The following is a 22,132-nucleotide window of genomic DNA, read 5'->3' as shown; positions in this document are numbered from 1 at the left end:
TTATTATGAACACAGATCAAATAAAAGGAAAGTGGAACCAGATTAAAGGAAACGCCAAGCAAAAATACGGTGTTGAAATGGACGATGAGGAAGCATTTTCTGAAGGTAAGTACGATGAAATGGTGGGTAAAATCCAAGAAAAGACCGGTAAGGCTAAAGAAGACATCAAAAAAGAAATCGATAGCTGGTAAATCACTTTCCGTATCACAACAGTTAGAATCCGCTTGCAGTAATGTAGGCGGTTTTTTTTATGAGTTTCTTTTAATTTCTCCCCACTTTAGAAAGATTATGGACATACTATTTTCTAACAGGTGTCTAAATACAATGAGAACCCTTTTATTTCAAACAACAGTTTTAATTACTTCTTTTTTCTGTACAAAATAGGGTTAAAAGCCCCATGTCATTTCAAGGTATTACCTTCTATAATTTAATTCTATAGCCTTAAGTTTGTCATAAACTATAACAGTCCTACCGTGAATGACCATGACGTTTATAATTGTCAGTGGCTGCAAACACACGATTTGCAAGGGTATGTTACATAAGTACAATACTTTGTTACATACGTTATAGCCAAAATAATCAAGCAACGGTAGTTTTAGAAAACCAAAATAAGTAACCCTTAAAAACTTAAATTATGAAACCTTTAAAAACCCTCCTCACCGTATTTTTTGCCTTGGCAATTTGTGGCACTACCAACGCACAATTTTTTAAAAAACTGAAAAAACGCGCCGAAAACGCCGTGGAGCGAACCGTGCTCAATAAAACCGACCGGGAAGTCTCCAAAACAACCGATAAAACCATTGACGGAGTAATAAAAGGCGACGGTAAAAAAGGAAAAACAAAAACGCAACAAAATCGTACCTCACTTTTTGGAGGCGGTTTGGAAGGCCTTCCCGATGCGTATGAGTTTGAGTACGTGATGGATATGACGTTGACCTCCCGCAAGAAAGAAGAAATGACCTTACAGTATTATATAGCGCCGAACACCAGTTACTTTGGCAACGCCATGCCCAACCAAAAAACCAATAGTGTTATTGTGTACGATATGGAAAACCAAGCTATGATAACCTTTATGGACAACAACGGCCAAAAAATGGCCATGAGAATGGATATTCCTTTAGAAGAAGAAATGCAAAAAATGATTGAAAAGTCACAAAATGGGGAAAACAGCGCTCAAAACATGGCCAATATTACGCCATTGCCCGGCAAGACGATATTAGGGTACAAGTGCAAAGGGTATTTGGTAAAGCAAGAAGATGGAACAGCTAAAATCTACATTACCAACGAAGCACCGGTAAGTTTTGTAGGAATGTTTGCTAATCTTGAAAAAATGCAGAAAAACATGAATACTGCCTCCATACCGTTTGGTAAAAACTCGTTGATGATGGAAATGGAGTACACCTCAAACAAGCGAAAAAGAGACCATATGCACATGATTTGCACCTCGCTAGAGAAAAAACCATTTACCATTGAAAAGGCCGATTATCAAGGCATGTAAATACCGTAAATAAAACGGTTGACAAAATTTCGTATAATCAAAATACAAACCGGACAACGTTTAAAGCCAAAAAGTGTAATAAGTAGTAAACTTGAAAATTAATATATGATGTATAAACGCAACGTAGTTACAACAGTGTTGTTAACAGTATTGTTTGCTGTCAATCTGTATTCCCAAAAAGTGGAAACCATCCGCATGGAAGTCGAAAAGGAAATTCCTGGCGAAACCTTTTCAGACAATAAGTTTGAAGTTGATTTTTGGGTACAGACAGAAGGTTTTTCGGCCATCGACCCTCAAAATACCGAGTTACTCGAACTGAAGGACGATACAGGAAAAGACTTGCTAAAGGCCCACGAAAAAGAAGTACAAGCTTACGAAGAAGAAACCGAACGTTTGGCAAAAGAAGGGCACTATCGGTTTTCAACACGTACAGAAGGGTTTATCCGGCCAGACCAGTGGAAAAAAATGTACGATACCTTAGGGTTTAAAGCGACCCTCAAATCACAAATGGTAGTGCCTTCGCCCAAAGCCACCAAAGTTCATGTAAAAATGAAAATAGGATATACCCAAAAAGTAGTTGGTGATGAAAAATCAACCAAGGTTACCTTCAACGCATTGGCAAGCGATCCCACAGCGCGATTACTGGGGGCTTCAGTGCCCATTCAAAACAACAGCAGCATGACTCATGACGGGTCAAAATACATTTTTTACACCTTCCCTGAAACCGAAACCCCAGTTGCCATTACCCGCATTGAACCGGAAACCCAAGCCCTTAAAACAGCCAATGAGAAAACACAGGTAAACAACAGGCCCAACGAATTTTTAGTGAAACAAGGAGACGATACCAAGCCAGTCAGCATAAAAGTTTATTACCAAGAAGTTGAAAAAAAATCCCTTCTTATCGATAAATGGGTAAGCGTAGGCTTATAATATGAATACTGATAACAGCACAAAAAAAACAAACTAATAAATATGGAAAAAACGATAATACCCCCTGTCTCTCAAAAGTGTAAGGGACTTAAAAAGGGTTATAGACTGGAAGAGGAGCCGGTCTATAATCCCCGAGGTTAACAAGGCAGGGGTATTGTCGTTTTAAAAATCAACTAAACTCAAATTATGGAAAGCACACCAACAAACACAGCAACCAATACAGAAGAAACAGTGAACACCAACGAAGGCAAGACCATTGCCGTTATTTCTTACCTAACCATTATAGGCCTCATTATCGCTTATGTGATGAACAACGACAAAAAAAGTGAATTTGGAGCCTATCATATTCGCCAATCCATTGGTCTGGCCGCGGCTGGGTTAGCCTTGGGCGTTATTGGCCTTATCCCTATTTTAGGATGGATCGTAAGTGTTTTAGGAACCCTGTTGCTTATTTATATGTGGGTCATGGGATTGATCAATGCCATGAACGAAAAAAGGAAACCGCTGCCGTTTTTGGGTAAAAAGTTTGAAGAGTGGTTTAAAAGCATTTAAATATAATTAGAAAAATACAGGCCTGTTTAAAAACGAGCGATCGAGCAGGTTTTGGCAACAAACCTTTACAGTTAAAATACTCACAGATTATAGAACTATTGTAATAGCTCCCCAAATACTATGCTTTGCAGTTATTCTTAAAAATGTTTACGCTGATACAGAAACTTAAATTTTTAATCAGGAGGTTGAACAATAAATATAAGAATATGAAAACTTTATTTCAACTTATGCTCGTCCTGAGTATAATGGGCTGCAAAGACACAGGCTCCACTGAAATCTTAATTGAAGATAATGTTACTCATGAAACTAAATTAGGTGCTCCTGGTATAGAAAGCAATGGACAGGCAGACTTTAAAGTATCGGCCAAAAAATCAAAATCATTAAATCAATCAAATGCACATCTAAAAAAATATACCATCACCAAAACCAATCAAAAAAAGTTTGAAAGCTGGAAGCACGGTGCAGCAACCATTTTTTTGGTTACCCAACCTTATAAGAGAAGCAATAAACAAGAAATTGAAATCGGGCGATTTCAAACCGATGGCACCTTCGGGTTTAACCTGCCCGCCTCGGTAAAGACGGATAGACCAATTGCTGACTTTTTTAAATGCGAAGGCACTGCTGCTGTAACGACAGAGTACAAAGCACCAAAAACCGGATTGGTTTCTGCCTTTTTCAGCATCCGGAAGAATGAAAATGAAATTGGGCTGCTTAGTTTGGCAACTTCAAGGCAACAGGTATATAATAATTCGCCTTTTGGCAAATACCACGGTCATTCAGGATATCGACTGCAATTTTGGTATGCCGATGCCAACACAGGCGCTTACGCGGTTTGTAACAGGAACATTGAAGCAACCGATAATGCCGAAACCACCAAACAAATAGCCATTACAGATATATACGACCTATCCTTCAACCAAGGATGGAATTATGTAAAAACCGAAATCATAGAAAATCAGCTGGTAGGGCGCGTACCATATTACAAAGCAAAAAAACACCAAGTGTCACCCTCATTGCCCGACGATGTAAAATGGGTTTTTAAAGCGCATTGAAACGACTTGGACCATTAAACCTCAAGGGTTCTCAACACCTTTGGGGGGTTATCAATTAAAAAAACTCAACTAACTATAGATAAAATTTTTCAACAATTATGAAATATGATGCCTCCCGAAGGGAATTCTTTCAAAAAATAATGCTGGCCAGTGCAGGCGTATATCTTTTGCCTATGTTTCAAGCTTGTGATTCTGGAGAAACCATAACTATTCCCGAAGGCACAGGAATGCAGCCATTTAAAACCTGGGAAGAAATGAGATACGCCCTTTCTCATAGTTCGGATAATTTTTTAGCAAAACGGGACCGCCTGGTGCAGCAAAAAGACCCCAAAGCGATGTTCGATTTTGTGCGGGAAGAACTGTTGTTGTTGCCAAGTGACAACCAATACCTAAGACGAATAGGCTATGGCACGATGTACGGTATTGAACAAGGTTTACGTTGCGGAATGGCCACGCCAAGGGAAAAAGCCGAAATTTTAAAGAACATGCTCATCGATGCCGGTTTTGAAGCCCGAACTGTACGAGAACATATTGCGCTCGACAAAGAAAAAGCCAAAGAAATCCTGTTCAGAAAAAACGAACCAACATTCAGCATACCGGTAAGCAGCAACCAATACCGCAAGTGGCAAAAAGCATTGGGAGCTGATGAAAATCAAGGAAATTTCAAGCCCATGCCCGATGTGGTTGCAGAAGCAAAAGCGTTAGCAAATAATCTATTGGATACAACCGAGCCACAGCACCGAAAAGAAGACCGGGAAAGCAAATTTTACTTTTCAAACCGAAATGTTCCCGGCGTGGCATTTAAACAAAAAGAACAAGAGGTGTATCTGCATCTTTTCGATCCATCGGTGGAATACGGCATGCTGCATCCGGCCAACGAAGCCCAAAAAGCTTATGATCTCAAGGAGTTCAAAGAAGACGATTTTGATGTTTCCCTTTCAATTAAAACAACCAATTCTTTCGATATGCGGGAAGAAACTGAAATCCTTTCGGCAACCTACAAGGCTTCCGAACTGGTGGGCAACCAATTGAAACTTCAGTTTTTAAACAATTTGACCTTTGAGGAACAAGCTACACAAAGCATCAACAGCATAAATACCTTTACTCCCAGCATTGCGCTTCAGGATCTCGACAAAGATGTGGAATATTTGCAAGAACGCTCCTTTGTGGGCGACCCCATAACCTTGGGAGGCGAAAATATTTTTAAGGAGGCTGTTCTTTTTTCCGAAGAAACCGCCCAAGGTAAACCAGCGGGAAATCCAGACCAAGTAAGGTCCTTAACGGTTAAAGCCCGTCCCAAAGTGTTCCCCAATGTTGAATTGGAACTGCTGCCAAAAGATGCAGATGGCAATATCGTTGAAGGGCTTGCTGCCGGTAATTTTAAAATTCAAGATAACGAAACGGGCGTTCGAGGGATGCTTCGTAAAAACGTGATAGCACCCAAAATCCTCTTGGTGTATGATACCTCTATGAGCATGCCTAGTGAATACAGGGGTAAAGGCATTCAGAAATTTTTGAACCAAATGCAGGGAAAGATCCGTGAATTGTACCCCAATGTCTTAATTGAACTGATGAAAACGGGTTCTAACGTTTACACCACTCACCTAAAGGTTGCCCAAACCAGCAACGACTTGGTGCTCTATGCAACCGATGGCCACAACAACGATACCTACCAACCGGAATATAAGGACGTTTATGAAGCCGGCCCGCCCATAATTTATTTAAATGTTTACGATGACACGTTTTTTTATGATAAAATAAGAGAGAATATCGCCATAACCGAAATTTCTGCATCCGATCAAGAAGCTGTTATCGCGGAAGTTTCAACTATTTTAGGTGAAATGGAACTGGCTCCTTATGTGTTTAGCTATAATACATTTGAGAAGGAAGGCGAACATCAGGTTCACGTTTCGCTTTTTGAAACGTCGATCACTGCAACCGATTCATATTCCTTTCCAAAAGGTGTTGAACAGGCAGTGGGAAAACGCATTGTGGGGCTCTACCTTGATATCAAAGTTGGCAGACAAGGTGTGAAGCGCCGTATTTTAGCTGGATATAACAAAACCCTTCAATATTCCGAACCTCCTACCAAACAGATGGCCAATGAGGTACACGAAATGTTGTTGGGCAATTTGAGCATTGCTTTTGAAAAAGCAGGGGCTACCACTTCGGTGCGGTTTTCAGAATACCTAAAAGCCCTTTTGAGCACCCGCAACTGGATGGAACCGTATCTAAAAGGCGAAACCCAGACCGCCGCTGAGAATTTTGAAAAAGGTGGGTTCGATTATCCATCGGTATTGTTGAGCATGATGCAACCGATACAAGAATCGGTCAATGAAGAAACTGCTACCTACGTTAATGGGATGCGCGTAGGCATTTTAAAATTCAAACCGGCATTGTTCACCGAAACCTCACACGTATCTTTTGATTACCTCCGTACCTCCCAATACCGAACCTTGACCCGAAGCGGTAAAGGATGGATACGGGCCAATGCACAAAAAACCGCCCAGTTGGCCCTGTTGGAAGGAAGGTATTTTCCTGTGAGCACCTATTCACAATTAAAAGGGGAGCCCTTACAATTCAGTGAAAACCTGCCCGATACTGATCAATATACTTCAAAATCCTTGGGTGAGGACTATACTTACTTTAGGGAGTATTTATTTAGGGGAGGCAAACTCAATTTCTTTGATGCTTCGACAAAAAAGAAAGCTTTTTGGAGCATCGATCATAAGTATGGAGAGCTGTATGGTATTCTCCCCAATATGACGGGTGGCGGCGGCGAAAATATAAAAGAACAACTTGAAGGGTTGCAAACCGTGATCGATGATTACCAACGGGTTATTTCTGGAATAAACCTGGGCATTATGGCCGCCGGTGGCGGTTTGGCCTTGGGTGTGGTGGCGGCATATAGCGTGACGCTCGTAAAGCTTTATGCTCTCGCTTCACAGGCTATAATTATTATGGATACTGCCGGTATGGACGATGAAATTGCAAAAGCCATGCAAGCCTTGGCCTGCAATATTTACAAAGAAATCCTTTATATGGGCCTCGGTCCCGTGGGAGAAGGCATGGCGGGAGTGGAAAACTTAATCGGTATGATGGGTGGAAACTATTCGTTTGTATCTTGTTAAGGCGAAAATTTTACAACCAAACCTCAAAGGTTTTCAAAATCTTTGGGGTTTCTGTCTTATTATTCATAATTAAAAAAACACCCCGAAAATTACTTCCGGGGTGCTTTCAACTAACCAATCAATTATAAAACGGAACTTTTTAATGCTGTCCCGATTAATCGGGTTCAGAAATTAGGCAAGCTCCAAGCTAGTTCAATTGTCTTCTACAAGGTCTGTTTGATTTCTGAAAACGAGCCCATCTTCAAAACTGTCGATCAAGATGATGCTATCGGTCGTTACTTTGCCGGCAAGGATATCTTTGGAAAGTTCGTTGAGCACTTCCCGTTGAATGACCCGTTTTACAGGTCGCGCCCCGTATTGTGGGTCGAATCCTTTTTCGGCTAAATAGGCGATGGCTTCTTCCGTGGCATCTATGGTAATGTTCTGTTTTGACAACATTTTTGAAACACCTTTCAGCTGTAACCCTACAATTTCCTTGATGTTGGTTCGGGTCAATGGTGTGAACATGATGATATCGTCTATCCGGTTTAAAAATTCAGGACGTACCTGTTGTTTCAGCAAACCTAAGACCTCCAGTTTGGCGCCTTCCATGGCGGTGTCTGGGTCTTTTACCGTTTCAAACTTCTCTTGAATAATATGGCTGCCCATATTACTGGTCATAATGATGATGGTGTTTTTGAAATCGGCCACACGACCTTTATTGTCGGTCAACCTACCTTCATCCAATACTTGCAACAGAATATTGAATGTATCGGGATGTGCTTTTTCAATTTCATCAAGCAACACAACCGAATACGGTTTACGACGGACGGCTTCGGTTAATTGTCCGCCTTCATCATAACCAACATACCCTGGAGGTGCTCCAACTAAACGGCTCACACTGTGGCGCTCTTGGTATTCACTCATATCGATGCGGGTCATCGCACTTTCATCATCAAACAAATACTCTGCTAAGGCTTTCGCCAATTCGGTTTTACCCACCCCAGTGGTTCCTAAAAACAAGAACGAACCAATTGGTTTTTTCTCGTCTTGCAATCCGGCGCGGCTACGTCTTATGGCATCGCTCACGGCAATAATAGCTTCTTCTTGGCCTACTACACGTTTGTGCAGTTGATCCTCTAATTTCAATAACTTTTCGCGTTCGCTTTGCAGCATTTTTGTTACAGGAATTCCTGTCCATTTTGCAACTACCTCTGCAATATCGTCATTAGTGACTTCTTCTTTTATTAACGAACTGGTGCTTTGGTTTTCGGCCAATTGGGTTTCCAATTTGCTCAGGGCTTCCTGCGCGTCTTTTATTTTTCCGTAGCGCAGTTCGGCTACTTTGCCAAAATCACCTTCCCGTTCGGCACGTTCAGCCTCCAACTTTAGGTCTTCGATTTCCTGTTTCAGATTCTGTACGTTGTCCACCACTTCTTTTTCGCTTTGCCATTTGGCGTTCAGCTCGTTGCGTTCTTCTTTTAAATTGGCGAGGTCGGCGCGAAGTGATTTCAGCTTGGTTTCGTCTTTTTCACGTTTAATCGCTTCGATCTCAATTTCCAACTGCATGATTTTTCGGTCCAACACATCCAATTCTTCGGGTTTGGAATTGATTTCCATCCTAAGTTTTGAAGCGGCTTCGTCCATTAAGTCGATGGCCTTATCGGGCAAAAACCTATTGGTGATGTAACGTTCGGAAAGCTCTACCGCGGCAATGATTGCTTCGTCTTTAATACGGACCTTGTGGTGGGTTTCGTACTTTTCCTTAATTCCCCGTAATATGGAAATGGCACTTTCGGTATCGGGTTCATCGACTACTACTTTTTGAAAACGACGCTCCAAAGCTTTATCTTTTTCAAAATATTTTTGGTATTCATCCAACGTAGTTGCTCCAATGGCACGCAATTCACCACGGGCCAAGGCCGGTTTTAAAATATTAGCGGCATCCATTGCGCCTTGTCCGCCGCCGGCACCTACCAAGGTGTGGATCTCGTCAATAAAGAGTACAATATCGCCATCGCTTGTTGTAACTTCTTTAATCACGGCTTTGAGGCGTTCTTCGAATTCGCCTTTAAATTTGGCACCTGCAATAAGAGCACCCATATCGAGGGAGAAAATCAATTTGCTCTTTAGGTTTTCGGGAACGTCGCCGTCAATAATTCGGTGTGCCAACCCTTCGGCAATGGCAGTTTTTCCAGTACCGGGCTCGCCTACCAACATAGGGTTGTTTTTGGTGCGGCGCGATAAAATTTGTAAAATACGTCTTATTTCTTCGTCCCGGCCAATGATGGGGTCGAGTTTCCCTTCTTTGGCCAGTTCGTTAAGGTTACGGGCGTACTTATTTAATGAATTGTAGGTGTCTTCAGCACTTTGGGAAGTTACCCGATCGCCTTTGCGCAATTCTTCAATGGCGGCTTTCAACCCTTTTTCGGTGACACCTTGATCCTTTAAACTTTGGCCAATGCTGCTCTTTGATTTTAAAATAGCCAACAATAAATGCTCGATGGAAACATACTCATCGTTCATTTTCTTGGCAATGATGCTGGCTTCGTTTACCGTTTTACCGGCTTCGCGGGACAGCATAATATCACCGCCTTCCACTTTTGAAAAACTTTCCAGTTGTTTATCCAATACTTGTTGTAGCAACGGTAGGTTTACGTTCAGTTTTTTTAAGATAAAAGGGGTTACATTCTCGTCCACTTCAAAAATGGCTTTGAGAATGTGTTCGTTCTCTATTTGTTGGTTGCCATAACCCTGCGCTATTTGCTGCGCTTGCTGAATGGCTTCCTGGCTTTTTATGGTAAAATTATTAAAGTTCATATTATTGTTATCTTATTTTTTCAATTTATCGTGGTGATTTCGATACATTTTTCGTTACAAGTTTCACTTGTAACAAAAACCACTCAATCACCTCTTTAATCAGCATAAACAGAGTAAGGTTGCTGAGTGATTCCGAAAGCGGAGCGCTTCGGGATTGTATCGAAGCGCCGGAATTGTATTGCAATCCCATAACTCTTATTCAAAACATAAGCCATACTAAAATTAAGACAAAATGTCTGCTAAAGCTTTGGTTTTAACAGTCATTATGACTGGTTTAACATTTTGTTCTTTTAGCAAGAATTTCAGAAAAAACAATTAGATAGATAGTACCTTTGTTGAAAAACAGTAGATATGGGAATTTTGGATATGTTTAAAAAATCGGAACGCGATATAGCAAAGGAAGAAATTGTTGAAATACCTTGGCATATGCTTTCGAAAATGGAACAATTGGATGAAATTGTAGAAGAATCGAAAAAACAAGCTGTGGCTATATTTAAGCACAGCACCCGTTGCGGCATTAGCCGGATGGTGTTGAAACAGTTTGAAAAAGAATACGATTTAAATGAAAACCAGTTGAAGTTATATTTTCTCGATTTATTACAAAACCGGGATATTTCAACCGAAATTGCCAACCGTTTCAAGGTGCACCACGAAAGTCCGCAATTGATTGTTTTAAAGGGCGGCAAAGTGGTTTATCATGATTCGCACCAGGGGATTGATGCGAACCATTTAAAAACCTTGGTTTCTTAGTATGAATTTATTAGAAGTTATTTTTTAAAATCTCTTTTAACCGCACTTTTAGATCTTCGCCTGCATCAAAAACCATTTGTTCGTTGGACGGAAAAGGGACAAAGCGGTTCTGCACCCACGTCCAGTCTTCCGTCGAGAGTGCTTCTTTATCGCCGCGATACGTAGCAAATATGTTTTCAAATACAAAATCTGAAGCCAACGGATAATCATTAATGATTCTATTTTTCAACAAATCCTTATAAACTACATCGCCAGCCACTTGCACTGCTTTTTCTTGGACCGTGATTTGTAACAATGCAGAAACCTTTTTATACGTATCCACTTTTATTTTATTGCCATCACGGTCTAAAACGAAATCGCCATTTCTATCTTTTTTATACTCCCATCCATCTTTGATGCGTTGCGAACGGCGTTCTTCGGTTTCTGAAATGCGCTCGGGAGAAATGGCAATGTTTCGCAGGTTTAGGTCGATGGCGTGGGTATAATCGATCCCGTTTTCAGGTTTGCTGTGAAACTCCGTCCAAAAACTGTTCAATCCATAGGTATTGAAGTCCAACAGTTCCTGTTCCAAGCGCAGGGGAATGATCTGGTTGGTCCGGTTGTTCAAGGATACTAAAACAAAGTCAGTGCCCAAAAAACGCGTTTCGTCCAAGAGGGTGTTTACGTTTTTATAATTGGGCTGCAAGTCGTGAATGTCACAAAGAACGTAATAAGAATTTCTATAATTTTCAATGGTGTTCCTGTTCTTTAAACGTATGGCGTCAGTATAAAGGTCTGCCACGTAGTTTTGCTTGGCGGCAATAATCTCGTTGCTGTAGTCTTTGAATTTAAAATTGGCGTTTCTGCCCAAGGTTTTGCTATATAAAGGAAGCAACGGCCGTATTTGAAATTGGCGATCCTCCAGTCTTTTGTACAGAAAATAGATTTTTTGTGATTTATTGGATTCGTTGCTTTTTTTCAGGAAATTGATGCGCTTGGTGTCTTCTGAAACCGCTTTTTCATAGGCTTCTTCCAAGAGAATGATGTGTTCGTCGTTTTTATCGGCGTGCTTGTCTTTCTGAAGTTTTTTTACCGCAAGGTCAATGGCACGGTCGTAATCGCCTTCAGCTATAAATTTTTGGTTTCGTTTCACACTGCTACAAGACGAAAAAACCAGTAGCGCAACTATGGAAAATAAAAAAGCTCTCATAATTTTTTAATTTGGTTATGAGAGCTAAAATACAATTGTAATGCCAAACTTTAAAATGGATCGGCCGGAAGTATTTTTCCGCTGCAATCGCCAAAGCCTATTCTAACCTTGTCATTTTCGCAGAAACCCCGAAGAATTACCGTGTCGTTATCGTTTATAAACTTCCGCTCACTACCATCGTTTAACTTTAGTGGATTTTGACCTTTCCAAGTCAATTCTAGCATAGAGCCGTAGCTGTCTTTAGTAGGGCCAGAGATGGTTCCGCTGCCCATCATATCGCCGCTTCGCACGTTGCAACCGTTAATGGTGTGGTGGGCCAGTTGTTGCGACATAGACCAGTACATATATTTAAAGTTGCTGTTGGCCACAACATTTTCTTCGCCTCCTTCGGGCTGAATCACTGCTTGCAAATGGATGTCGAAATTCTTTTTGCCGTCTTGTTTTAAGTAGGGCAGTGGTTCTGGATCTTGATTGGGGCCATCGGTGCGGAATCCTTCCAAAGCATCAAGTGTTACAATCCAAGGGGAAATGGTCGATGCAAAGCTTTTTCCTAAAAACGGGCCAAGGGGCACATATTCCCAAGCTTGAATGTCACGGGCGCTCCAGTCGTTAAACAGCACGAGGCCAAAGATATATTCCTCAGCATCTTCAACCGAGATGCGTTTTCCCAAATCATTCGCAGCGGTGGTGATAAACGCCATTTCCAATTCAAAATCCACTAATTTTGAAGGGCCAAAGCCTGGAACACCATCGTCTCCTGGTTTTTGTTGACCAATCGGTCTTTTTATTGGGGTTCCCGATGGAATGATAGACGAGCTCCTACCGTGATAGCCAATTGGGATGCGCAGCCAGTTGGGCATCAACGCATTTTCAGGACCACGGAATAATGTACCTACATTGGTCGCGTGTTCTTTGCTGGCATAAAAATCGGTATAATCGCCTACATCGACGGGCAATTGCATTTCAATTTCATCAAGGCTGAACAACACTTGTTCCCTGTGCTTCTCGTTATCGCGCAGTTCGGTATGGCTTCCTTCACGGAAAATTTCAGAAATACGGTTTCGCACCAATCGCCACGTTTTTCGGCCATCGGCTATAAAATCGTTTAAGGTGTCTTGTAGGAAAATATCGTCGGTCAGGTCAATTCCCTTAAAGTAGCCCAATTGGTGCAATGCGCCTAAATCTATTGCGGTATCGCCTATACGCGTGCCAATGGTAATTACGTCGTCACGGGTCAAAAAGACACCAAAGGGGATATTCTGTATGGGGAAATCACTGTTTTCAGGAACTTCCAGCCAAGAGGTGTGGGATGGATCGTTTGCTTGTAGCGGCATATTCGTTTTTTTGTAGTTTGTAAAAAGGTGTATCAAATATATAATTTCTGAAGGACTAACCACAACCATTTTGTATTTTTGCCCTTGGTATGTGGTATTTTATAATTTCCTTAACGGAAACATACACAACCAATCAAATTCCTTAGTTTAATTGGGTTTGTAGATACTGGAAAACAAGGGTTACCTATAAAGATAAAATTATGACAAGAGACAATGACATTTTCGATTTGATAAAAGCCGAAAAACAACGGCAATTAAATGGATTGGAGCTCATCGCTTCCGAAAACTTTGTGAGCGATCAAGTGCTGGAGGCAGCAGGTTCTATCTTAACCAATAAATATGCCGAGGGCTATCCCGGAAAGCGCTATTACGGCGGGTGTGAAGTGGTCGATAAAGTAGAACAATTGGCAATCGATAGAGCCAAAACGCTTTTTAATGCCGAGTACGTAAATGTACAACCACACAGTGGTTCGCAGGCCAATACAGCAGTTTTCGCTACCTGTATGAACCCTGGCGATACGTTTTTGGGCTTCGATCTTTCCCACGGAGGCCATTTAACCCACGGTAGTCCGGTGAATTTTTCAGGAAAACTCTACAACCCGGTTTTTTATGGCGTGGACAAAGAAACCGGCTTGATCGATTATGACGAAGTGGAGAAAATTGCCGTTGCCGAAAAACCAAAAATGATCATCGCCGGGGCTTCAGCCTATTCACGGGAAATTGATTACAAACGCTTCCGTGAAATAGCTGATAAAGTTGATGCAATCTTGGTGGCCGATATGGCACATCCAGCGGGTTTGATCGCCAAAGGCATTATTAGCGATCCCGTGCCACATTGCCATATCTGTACGACTACTACCCATAAAACCTTGCGCGGCCCTCGTGGCGGTATGATCTTGATGGGAAAAGACTTTGAAAACCCTTTCGGTCAAAAATTGAAAAGCGGCAAGCTTAAAAAAATGTCCACCTTATTGAACAGTGGGATTTTCCCCGGAAACCAAGGCGGTCCTTTAGAACACATCATTGCGGCAAAAGCAGTAGCCTTTGGTGAAGCCTTGACCGACGACTTTTTGCATTATATGGTGCAAGTAAAAAAGAATGCCGCCGTGATGGCGCAGGCCTTTGTAGATAAAGGGTATAACATTATCAGTGGCGGGACGGACAACCATATGATGTTGATAGATCTTCGGAACAAAGATATTTCAGGTAAAGACGCCGAAGAAGCTTTGAACAAAGCCCATATTACCGTGAATAAAAATATGGTGCCTTTTGACGATAAATCGCCTTTTGTAACCAGCGGCATTCGTGTTGGAACGCCGGCTATCACTACCAGAGGCTTGGTTGAAGATGATATGCCCACCATTGTTGAGCTGATGGATGAGGTTATAACCAATTTTGAGGATGAAACCATTCTGAAGCAAGTTTCAAAAAAAGTAAACGATTTGATGGAGGGGCGTCCTTTGTTTAAAAATTGATTTTAAATTTTAAAACGCATATAGTTTTATGAAAATACACCTCTTGATAATTGCGGTTCTTGCAATTGTATTGGTGCAATCTTGCAAGGATAAAACAACGATTAGTGAAGAAAAGCAGCTGGCAAAAACCGAAGCAGACCAATTGCATGGCTTGTGGAAACTTGAAAGTATGGAGCAAAAAGACTCTCTTGGCAATTGGCACGAGTGGCGCAATGGCATGCAAGGCTATTTGTTGTACGACGGCAATAAAAGTATGGCATTGCATTTACTGAAAAAGGATTATGAAAAAACCGATTTACGTTTTCCCAATTTTACCGACACTATTCCCGAAGCAGCTTTAAAACACCTAACAGGTTCCTATGTTTATATAGGTGATTACAAAATACTCACTCATAAAAGCATTGTAGAGCATACGCGACTCTCACATTCCAACCCCGGCGAATGGGGAAAAACAGTACAACGGCGGTTTTCTTTTAGCGGCGATACGCTCATTATAAAACCGGTTGAAGAAAAGAATGCCAGCTTACGGTTAAAGTGGTTGAAGAAGCAATAATTTTTATCTTCTGTAAGCCTTGATTTTAAGGGGACATGTAAATAATTGAAATATAATTTGTTAAAATGCCCATTTATAAAAATTATAGCAGTACATTCGCACTTTATTAATTAATTATATTTATTACAATGCAAAAAGGCACAGTAAAATTCTTCAACGAATCTAAAGGATTTGGATTTATCACTGAAGAAGGAACAAACAAAGAACATTTCGTACACGCAACAGGTCTAATCGACGAAATCCGTGAAGACGACGAAGTGGAATTTGACTTAAAAGAAGGTAGAAAAGGATTGAACGCAGTAAACGTAAGAGTACTATAAATAAATTCATTTTTTAGATCACAGAAAGCCGCTCTATTTTGGGCGGCTTTTTTTATGGGAAATTTTTACTGCTTTATTCTTCCTCAGGAAAAACAGTTCTTTCATAGGCTCCAGCATCTAGGTTTGTGTTTGAAGGGGAAAGCCTGTCGTTACCGTTTAATTCTTTTCTGGCCCAACACCACCTTTTCCAATTTCAACAATTACTGAATTTCCGGCTTCAATATTAAAATTGTTTTTGCCAGTGTTGGTGTTTTCCACCAACACATATTTTTGTAACTAATTAACCCGGGTTATAAAATGGTAGATCGTTGACGGAAAAAACAAACAAAGACTATATGTCTTGATTTTAAGAACTACTTGAAGGTTTGTACGTTTCTACTGGTACTTTAGCTTTTCACTCAGTTGTGATTCCCCGGCCTTTCCTCCTTCGGAATGACAAAACATAATTATCTCTCCTCCGGAAAAATAATGCTTTCATAAGCTCCAGCATCCGGGTTTTCCACATCTCTTTGAGCACCGTTTAAATCGACATTAGGAGGCACACCCGGTTTTCCAATACCATCAGCAGCTGAGGTTCCGGTTTCAATATTAAAATTATTTAATTCTGTATCCTGAAAAACGGGATCTTCATTGAATACCGAGTTGGTATAAAGTGCTGTATTTGTAAAATCGTATAACGGGTTGTCATCAAACTCACCGTTCGGGTCTTCAAACCGAATCAAGCTGTTGCTGAAATTGAAGTTAAACGTCCCGCCATCGTCTTTAAGCAAGGCAATTTCACGGGACTCATTTCCATAGACAATACAGTTGGTAAAGGAAATATCAAGATCATACGCTTCGGCCCCCGTTTCGGTTTCAAAATAGTTATCGATCAATACGCTGGGAAAGGTTCGGAAACTATTGTTCCAGTAATTGGCGAAGGTACAATGGTTAAACTCATACGTGCCACCAAGCGAGGCTGCTAAAGAGGCCTGGCCACTGTTGTTGATTACTACATTTTCGCCATATACATTTCCGGTGCGTGCCAGCAAACCCGTATTGGCACTGTTGTAAATCTGTACGTTTTTCAGCGTAAGGGTTCTATCGCCATCGTTATTGTCCATCAACAGGCCAACGGTTCCATTTTTTATGGTGGTATAGCTGAATTCATTATCGGTACTTCCAGAAGTCATCCAAATGGCGCCCCATTGCCCAGGCACATCGGCAAATTCTGGTTCTAAGCGGTCACCTTCAAAAATGATTTCGTTTTCCAGCAATTCGGGATCATTGCTTGGTGCACCGTTTGCTTTTATGGAGCCCGTGTTGGCGACTAAAATCCCGCTGTTGGCGTGAAAATGAACGCGTGCCCCGGCTTCCAATTGCAATGTTTTTTGCGGTGGGACCGCCGCATAACCATAAATTACATACGGTTTTTCGTTGGTAAAGGTGAGTTCGTTATCATCCAAGAAAAAACCTTCAATTAAAATATCGTTGCCGTCGTTGTCGGTGCCCAAATTTAAAGTTTCCACAATGCCGTCGCCCAGTTGCTCAGGAAACAGGAATACCGCATCTTGCACCAAGGTAACCAGTTCTACGTTCTGTTGGTTGCCGCCGGTGTCAAATTGAATTTGGTCGGTATATAAAAAGGTGGTCTCATCGGTGGGTAGGGTGGTGATATCGGCAGTGGTTTCAATGAAGATGAAAATACTGTCTTCGGCCATTACCTGTATATCCTGAAATGATTTTCCAGGAATGCCGTCCACATTTAAACGGTAGTTGGACGTTTCGCCATTGGCCAGTTGAATGGAAGGGATGTTAATGTCCTCATCGCTTCGGTTATACACTTTCAAGTTATACGTGCTGGAGCCAATATTGCTGAAAACGGTGTCCAGATAGACCGTGTCTTTTGAAAATTCAAGGTTTCCGGTGCTGGGGACACTTTCAAAATCATTTCGGCAGGAACTCCATAAAACGAGGCAAGCAAGTATTGCCAATCCATAAACATACTTCATTAACGATAATTTTCAGTAAAAATATAACTTTTTACGGACGATTATATTGTTTGGTGTGGAAAGTTGGGAAAGAACTGTCTTTTTGAAATATAGATTTTTAATTGTACATATAGTTCTCGATACAAATTTCTTTTAGAAATTTACTTGAACTGATATGGTTTAAAACTTTAAAAGGGTCGAACATTGACTGATGAGCTACCAGCATTTATAATCAAAAATCCGGATATCTATAAGAGAGACTTCGGCCACACCTCAGCATCACACGTCATATGTCTCAAGTCTCATATCTAATATCTATTTCCCCTCATACTTCCCCATATACCGTTTCCACAGTTCGGTTTGGTGGGTTTCCAGCGACACATCCCGGCCGTCTATAAAAACGTGTGTTAAGATATTGGTGCGCATATCCAAAGCATCGCCTTCCGAAATAAAAAGCGTGGCACTTTTCCCTTTTTCCAAAGTGCCGTACGAATCATCGATGCCTAAAATTTTTGCCGTGTTCCCCGTAATCAATTGCAAGGCCTTTTCTTTGTCCATGCCTTGGCTTACCAAATGACCGGCATAAAAAGGCATGTTTCGGGTGTTCATACGTTCCATTCTTCCGTTGGCCTGCAACCCGACCAGTACGCCGGCATCGGTCAATAATTTTGGCAAGCTGTACGGTAAGTCGTAAGCATCGTCTTCCCGTTGCGGAAGGCTGTGCACGCGCCGTATTAAAACCGAAATATCGTTTTTCTTTAAAAATGCAGCGATTTTATGGGCTTCGTAACCGCCAACGATAACCACGTTTTTAACACCATGTTCTTTGGCGGTGGTAATGGCATCGATCATTTCCTTTTCACCATTGGCATTGATGAACAATGTTTTTGAACCATCGAACAGCCCTTTCATGGCTTTGAAGGCTTCATTTTTAGGTTGTTCTTTGGTATTTTTATACGCTTTGGCATTTACCAAAAAAGAACGAATTTCATCAAGGTCCTTTTCGTAATTTTTATTGGGTTTGTACCCACGGTCTTCGCCTAGCCACCAACGGCCGCGTTTAAAACTGTTTGGCCAGTTCATATGGATGCCATCATCCACTTTTACGGCGGCGTCTTCCCAGTTCCAAGCGTCGAGTTGCACAATGGACGAAGTGCCCGAAATACGTCCGCCCTGTGGGGTAACCTGCGCCAACAAAACACCGTTGGGACGCATACTTTCCACCACTTTGCTTTCGGCATTGTAAGCAATCAAACTTCTAACATTAGGGATCATATCGCCTATTTCATCGTCATCGATTGTGGGACGCACGGCATCGATTTCGCCCAATCCCAATGTGGAAACGGGCGCGATAATACCTGGATAGACGTGTTTTCCAGTCGCATCAATCACGTTTCCTTTTGTAGGAATAGCAGTTCCAATGGCGGTAATTTTTCCATTTTCAAAAACAATCGTGCTGTTTTCAAGTACGCTGCCATCGCCAATATGAGCCGTTGCTCCTTTTATGGTAATGGCCTGCGTTTGTTTTGGTGCCGGTGTTTGTTGTGCAAAACTCACCGAAGTGATTAACACAATTACAAGCGTGGTTATTTTATAGAATACGTTCATGAGTGCTTAGTTTATGGTTTCACAGGTGAATTCGCGTTTGTCCTTTCCTTTGGGTGGTTTGGTTTTTCCACCGTTCTGTTTTTCGGCGAGCATCATTTTTATCAATTTATTGCGTTCTTTTTTAATTGCCTTTTGCTTTTGCTTGTCCCGTTCCAAATCGAAATAGGTGGTGCCTTCGATCATGGTTTTTTCTGCTTTTGCGTGTACCGATAATGGGTTGTCACTCCAGAGGACCAAATCGGCGTCTTTTCCTTCTTTAATGCTTCCGGTACGGTCGTCCAGGTGTAACAGTTTTGCAGGATTGATGGTAACCATATTCCAAGCGTCTTCTTCGCTCATACCTCCGTATTTAACGCTTTTGGCCGCTTCTTGATTTAAACGGCGGCTCATTTCGGCATCATCACTGTTGATAGCCGTTACCACGCCTTGGCTGTTCATGATCGACGCATTATACGGGATGGCGTCGTTTACTTCATATTTATAAGCCCACCAATCGCTAAAGGTAGAACCACCTACACCGTGAGCAGCCATTTTATCGGCCACTTTATAGCCTTCCAGAATGTGCGTAAACGTATTGATACGGAAATCGAACTTTTCAGCTACTTTCATCAACATATTGATTTCGCTTTGCACATAAGAATGACAACTTATGAAACGTTCGCCGTTTAAAATTTCAGCCAATACTTCCAATTCTTCATCATACCGAACGGGTTGGCCGCGTTTCTTTTTAGCATCGTATTCCTTAGCGCGGTTAAAATAGTTTACATACACTTGTTCCACGCCCATTCGGGTCTGTGGAAAACGGTTGAAACTTTGCCAATTGGACTGTTTTACGTTTTCTCCCAAGGCGAATTTGATAAATTTCGGCGAATTGTCATAAATCAAACCATCGGCATCTTCGCCCCATTTCAATTTAATGATAGCCGAACGACCACCAATGGGGTTTGCCGAACCGTGCAGAATCTGTATAGAAGTAACGCCGCCGGCGAGGTCCCTATAAATACCAATGTCTTCGGGGTCCACCACATCTTCAATGGTTACCTCGGCCGAGGAGTTTTGCCCCGCTTCGTTCACTGCCAAGGTGGCCAGGTGCGAGTGCTCGTCAATGATACCTGCGGTTAAGTGCTTTCCGGTCGCATCGATGGTTTTGGCACCTCCGGCACGTAAATTTTGGCCTATTTCGGCTATTTTTCCGTTTTTAACCAATACATCGGTATTGTTCAATATGCCTGCATCTTCACTGGTCCAGACGGTGGCGTTTTTAAACAATACATCCTGTTGTTTGGGCTTGGTTGCAAAACCGTACCCAATATTGGGGTAGGTAATGGGCACGATTTCGGGTTTTTCGGTTTTGGATTTCTTTTTTGTTTTTTCTTCGGAAATGCCTCCTTTTTGCCGTACCGCTGTAAAGTCGGTTTCGCTGCCATCGGGATTGACCATTTTTCCTGAAAATCCATCTCCTTGTTTAGGGACGATTCCTGTGGTTCTGAACACCTCGTTCGTTTCTTTATCGGTAAAAGAAAGCGTTACCCAGTTTGCTGAATAATCCATTTTTGAAGGATATTCAACATCCCCGAGTTTTATGGTTGCTTTTGGTTTTGAAACATCACCTGTAATGGCAACATCATAGGTTTTTCCACCAGAAGTGATTTTATAATTACCACGAATGTCTTTTTGATCCTGGGTATTGATTACGTTTTTCGTGCCTTGAACCCAATTTTCATAAAGTGTGGTTTCATCGTCGAAAAGGGCTCCGGAAGTAATTAAAAAATTGGCGTAACGACCGGGCTTTAAGGATCCTATTTCATCACTTTTGCCCAATAGTTGAGCAGGAACGGTGGTTAACGACTCCAACGCTTTGATTTTGTCAAAACCGTATTCAAACGCTTTTTTCAGTTTTTTGGTAAACTCTTTCGGTTTTTTAAGCTTGAACGTAGTCAAGGCAAAGGTTATGTCGTTTTCTGAAAGTACTTTCGGGTTTATTGGGGCTTGGTTCCAGTCGCGCATATCGGCCAACGAAATATATTTTGCGGCATAAGGATTGCTTACATCGTATGCTTCCGGGAAATTAATTGGGATGATGAAGCTGGCATTTGTTTGTTTGGTCTTATTTAACATTTCATATTCATCGCCACCGCCGACAAGAATATAGTCCACACCAAATTGATCCCCAATGTTATCGGCCCGAAGGTTATTGCTTTTGCTGCCCGCTTCGAAAAAGGCAACGTTCTTTTTATTGTTTAACAAAGCCTCGAGAGCGCGGTCTTTTGTTGCTATATTTCCTTTACTGTACCAACTGGCATCGTGGTACATTTGGCGTAATAGGGCCATCGCTCCCATTAAGGAGGTTGGGTAGCTTTGTAAGCTGGTCACGCTTTTTTCAAAAGAAAAATACTGCCCTAAGGCATCGTCCAATATCCGTTGAGCGGCTCCGTCTTTATCGTTTAAGGCTACCAAAACCCCTGTGCCCCGGGCGATACCGTCCATTTGAAGCGTGGTAACAGTGCCAAAGCCCATGTTGCGGTATTCCTTGGCCAGTTTTTTATCGTAACTAAAATAATCGATGGCGTTTTGGTCTGGCCGTATGTGGTCGTTCCAGTAATAGCCATCGCGTGACGGTTTGTATTGTGCCGATCGACCGTTGCGTTTTGCTTTTTTTGGTTTTTTCATGCCAAAATTAGTATAGGGATCGATAAACGACGGATAGATGTGTTTTCCCTTCAAATCGATGATCACGGAATTTTCAGGAATGACAACCGATTTTCCCGAAGCTACCACTTTTCCTTGTTGAATGAGCAAGGTTCCGTTTTTAACCTTTTCGGTAGGGGTTATAAATAAGGTAGCATTGGTTAAGGCGATGTAGTTGTTGTTTTGTTCTTTAACCCCGTCGTTCTTTGGGAAGTACTCTTGGGCAAAAATAAAAGACGAAAAAAAGCAACAAAGTAGGAGGAGGGTAGTTTTTCTCATTATG

General features: G+C 41.7%; 16 protein-coding genes. 10 read left to right on the top strand and 6 right to left on the bottom strand.

Annotated elements, in window-relative coordinates; genetic code table 11:
• The first annotated feature begins 5 nt into the window (after positions 1 to 5).
• The 6 genes from DDV96_RS12810 to DDV96_RS12785 all read left to right on the top strand — a co-directional run bounded on the left by DDV96_RS12810 (position 6) and on the right by DDV96_RS12785 (position 7,163).
• Positions 6 to 191 carry a CsbD family protein gene (locus DDV96_RS12810; protein WP_116695171.1) on the top strand — a complete coding sequence of 62 codons (186 nt, stop codon included), beginning with the start codon at positions 6 to 8 and terminating at the stop codon, positions 189 to 191.
• Positions 192 to 634: 443 nt separating this feature from the next.
• On the top strand, positions 635 to 1,498 hold the full coding sequence (locus DDV96_RS12805; RefSeq protein WP_116695170.1) for a DUF4412 domain-containing protein: 864 nt from the start codon (positions 635 to 637) through the stop codon (positions 1,496 to 1,498).
• A gap of 105 nt (positions 1,499 to 1,603) precedes the next feature.
• Positions 1,604 to 2,428: a hypothetical protein gene (locus tag DDV96_RS12800; RefSeq protein WP_133240849.1), complete on the top strand. Its 825-nt coding sequence runs from the start codon at positions 1,604 to 1,606 to the stop codon at positions 2,426 to 2,428.
• Between the two features lie 186 nt (positions 2,429 to 2,614).
• Positions 2,615 to 2,980, top strand: coding sequence for a DUF4870 domain-containing protein (locus tag DDV96_RS12795; protein ID WP_116695168.1), 366 nt, complete (start codon positions 2,615 to 2,617; stop codon positions 2,978 to 2,980).
• A 206-nt stretch (positions 2,981 to 3,186) separates the two neighbouring features.
• Positions 3,187 to 4,032, top strand: a complete 846-nt coding sequence (locus DDV96_RS12790; RefSeq protein WP_133240848.1) for a hypothetical protein — start codon at positions 3,187 to 3,189, stop codon at positions 4,030 to 4,032.
• Between the two features lie 98 nt (positions 4,033 to 4,130).
• On the top strand, positions 4,131 to 7,163 hold the full coding sequence (locus DDV96_RS12785; RefSeq protein ID WP_116695166.1) for a hypothetical protein: 3,033 nt from the start codon (positions 4,131 to 4,133) through the stop codon (positions 7,161 to 7,163).
• A 192-nt stretch (positions 7,164 to 7,355) separates the two neighbouring features.
• Here DDV96_RS12785 and clpB read toward each other — a convergent pair whose 3' ends face one another.
• Positions 7,356 to 9,962, bottom strand: coding sequence for an ATP-dependent chaperone ClpB (clpB, locus tag DDV96_RS12780; protein ID WP_116695165.1), 2,607 nt, complete (start codon positions 9,960 to 9,962; stop codon positions 7,356 to 7,358).
• A 351-nt stretch (positions 9,963 to 10,313) separates the two neighbouring features.
• On the opposite strand from clpB, the gene ytxJ reads away from it, so the two are divergent.
• On the top strand, positions 10,314 to 10,712 hold the full coding sequence (ytxJ, locus tag DDV96_RS12775; RefSeq protein WP_116695164.1) for a bacillithiol system redox-active protein YtxJ: 399 nt from the start codon (positions 10,314 to 10,316) through the stop codon (positions 10,710 to 10,712).
• A gap of 10 nt (positions 10,713 to 10,722) precedes the next feature.
• On the opposite strand, the gene DDV96_RS12770 is transcribed toward ytxJ, so the two are convergent.
• Positions 10,723 to 11,901: a hypothetical protein gene (locus DDV96_RS12770; protein ID WP_116695163.1), complete on the bottom strand. Its 1,179-nt coding sequence runs from the start codon at positions 11,899 to 11,901 to the stop codon at positions 10,723 to 10,725.
• A 50-nt stretch (positions 11,902 to 11,951) separates the two neighbouring features.
• Positions 11,952 to 13,235, bottom strand: coding sequence for a fumarylacetoacetase (gene fahA / locus DDV96_RS12765; RefSeq protein ID WP_116695211.1), 1,284 nt, complete (start codon positions 13,233 to 13,235; stop codon positions 11,952 to 11,954).
• A 200-nt stretch (positions 13,236 to 13,435) separates the two neighbouring features.
• Here fahA and glyA point away from each other — a divergent pair, with 200 nt between their 5' ends.
• The 3 genes from glyA (at position 13,436) to DDV96_RS12750 (ending at position 15,583) form a co-directional block, all read left to right on the top strand.
• Positions 13,436 to 14,710, top strand: a complete 1,275-nt coding sequence (glyA, locus tag DDV96_RS12760; RefSeq protein ID WP_116695162.1) for a serine hydroxymethyltransferase — start codon at positions 13,436 to 13,438, stop codon at positions 14,708 to 14,710.
• Positions 14,711 to 14,738: 28 nt separating this feature from the next.
• A complete protein-coding gene (locus DDV96_RS12755; RefSeq protein WP_116695161.1) occupies positions 14,739 to 15,263 on the top strand; it encodes a lipocalin-like domain-containing protein in 525 nt (174 codons plus the stop codon).
• Positions 15,264 to 15,391: 128 nt separating this feature from the next.
• Positions 15,392 to 15,583, top strand: coding sequence for a cold-shock protein (locus DDV96_RS12750; RefSeq protein ID WP_116695160.1), 192 nt, complete (start codon positions 15,392 to 15,394; stop codon positions 15,581 to 15,583).
• Positions 15,584 to 16,029: 446 nt separating this feature from the next.
• On the opposite strand, the gene DDV96_RS12745 is transcribed toward DDV96_RS12750, so the two are convergent.
• The 3 genes from DDV96_RS12745 to DDV96_RS12735 all read right to left on the bottom strand — a co-directional run bounded on the left by DDV96_RS12745 (position 16,030) and on the right by DDV96_RS12735 (position 22,128).
• Positions 16,030 to 17,574: a hypothetical protein gene (locus DDV96_RS12745; RefSeq protein WP_116695159.1), complete on the bottom strand. Its 1,545-nt coding sequence runs from the start codon at positions 17,572 to 17,574 to the stop codon at positions 16,030 to 16,032.
• 294 nt (positions 17,575 to 17,868) lie between these two features.
• Positions 17,869 to 19,161 (bottom strand): amidohydrolase family protein, encoded by a 1,293-nt coding sequence (locus DDV96_RS12740; RefSeq protein ID WP_116695158.1) that lies wholly within the window; start codon positions 19,159 to 19,161, stop codon positions 17,869 to 17,871.
• 6 nt (positions 19,162 to 19,167) lie between these two features.
• Entirely contained in the window at positions 19,168 to 22,128 is a 2,961-nt protein-coding gene (locus tag DDV96_RS12735) for an amidohydrolase family protein (protein WP_116695157.1), read from the bottom strand.
• Positions 22,129 to 22,132: the final 4 nt, after the last annotated feature.

Origin of the sequence: Marixanthomonas spongiae (genome assembly GCF_003095375.1) — a bacterium.
GTDB lineage: Bacteria > Bacteroidota > Bacteroidia > Flavobacteriales > Flavobacteriaceae > Marixanthomonas > Marixanthomonas spongiae.
The sequence above is the reverse complement of the archived record's forward strand: the minus strand, read 5'-3'. Positions and strand labels throughout refer to the sequence as shown.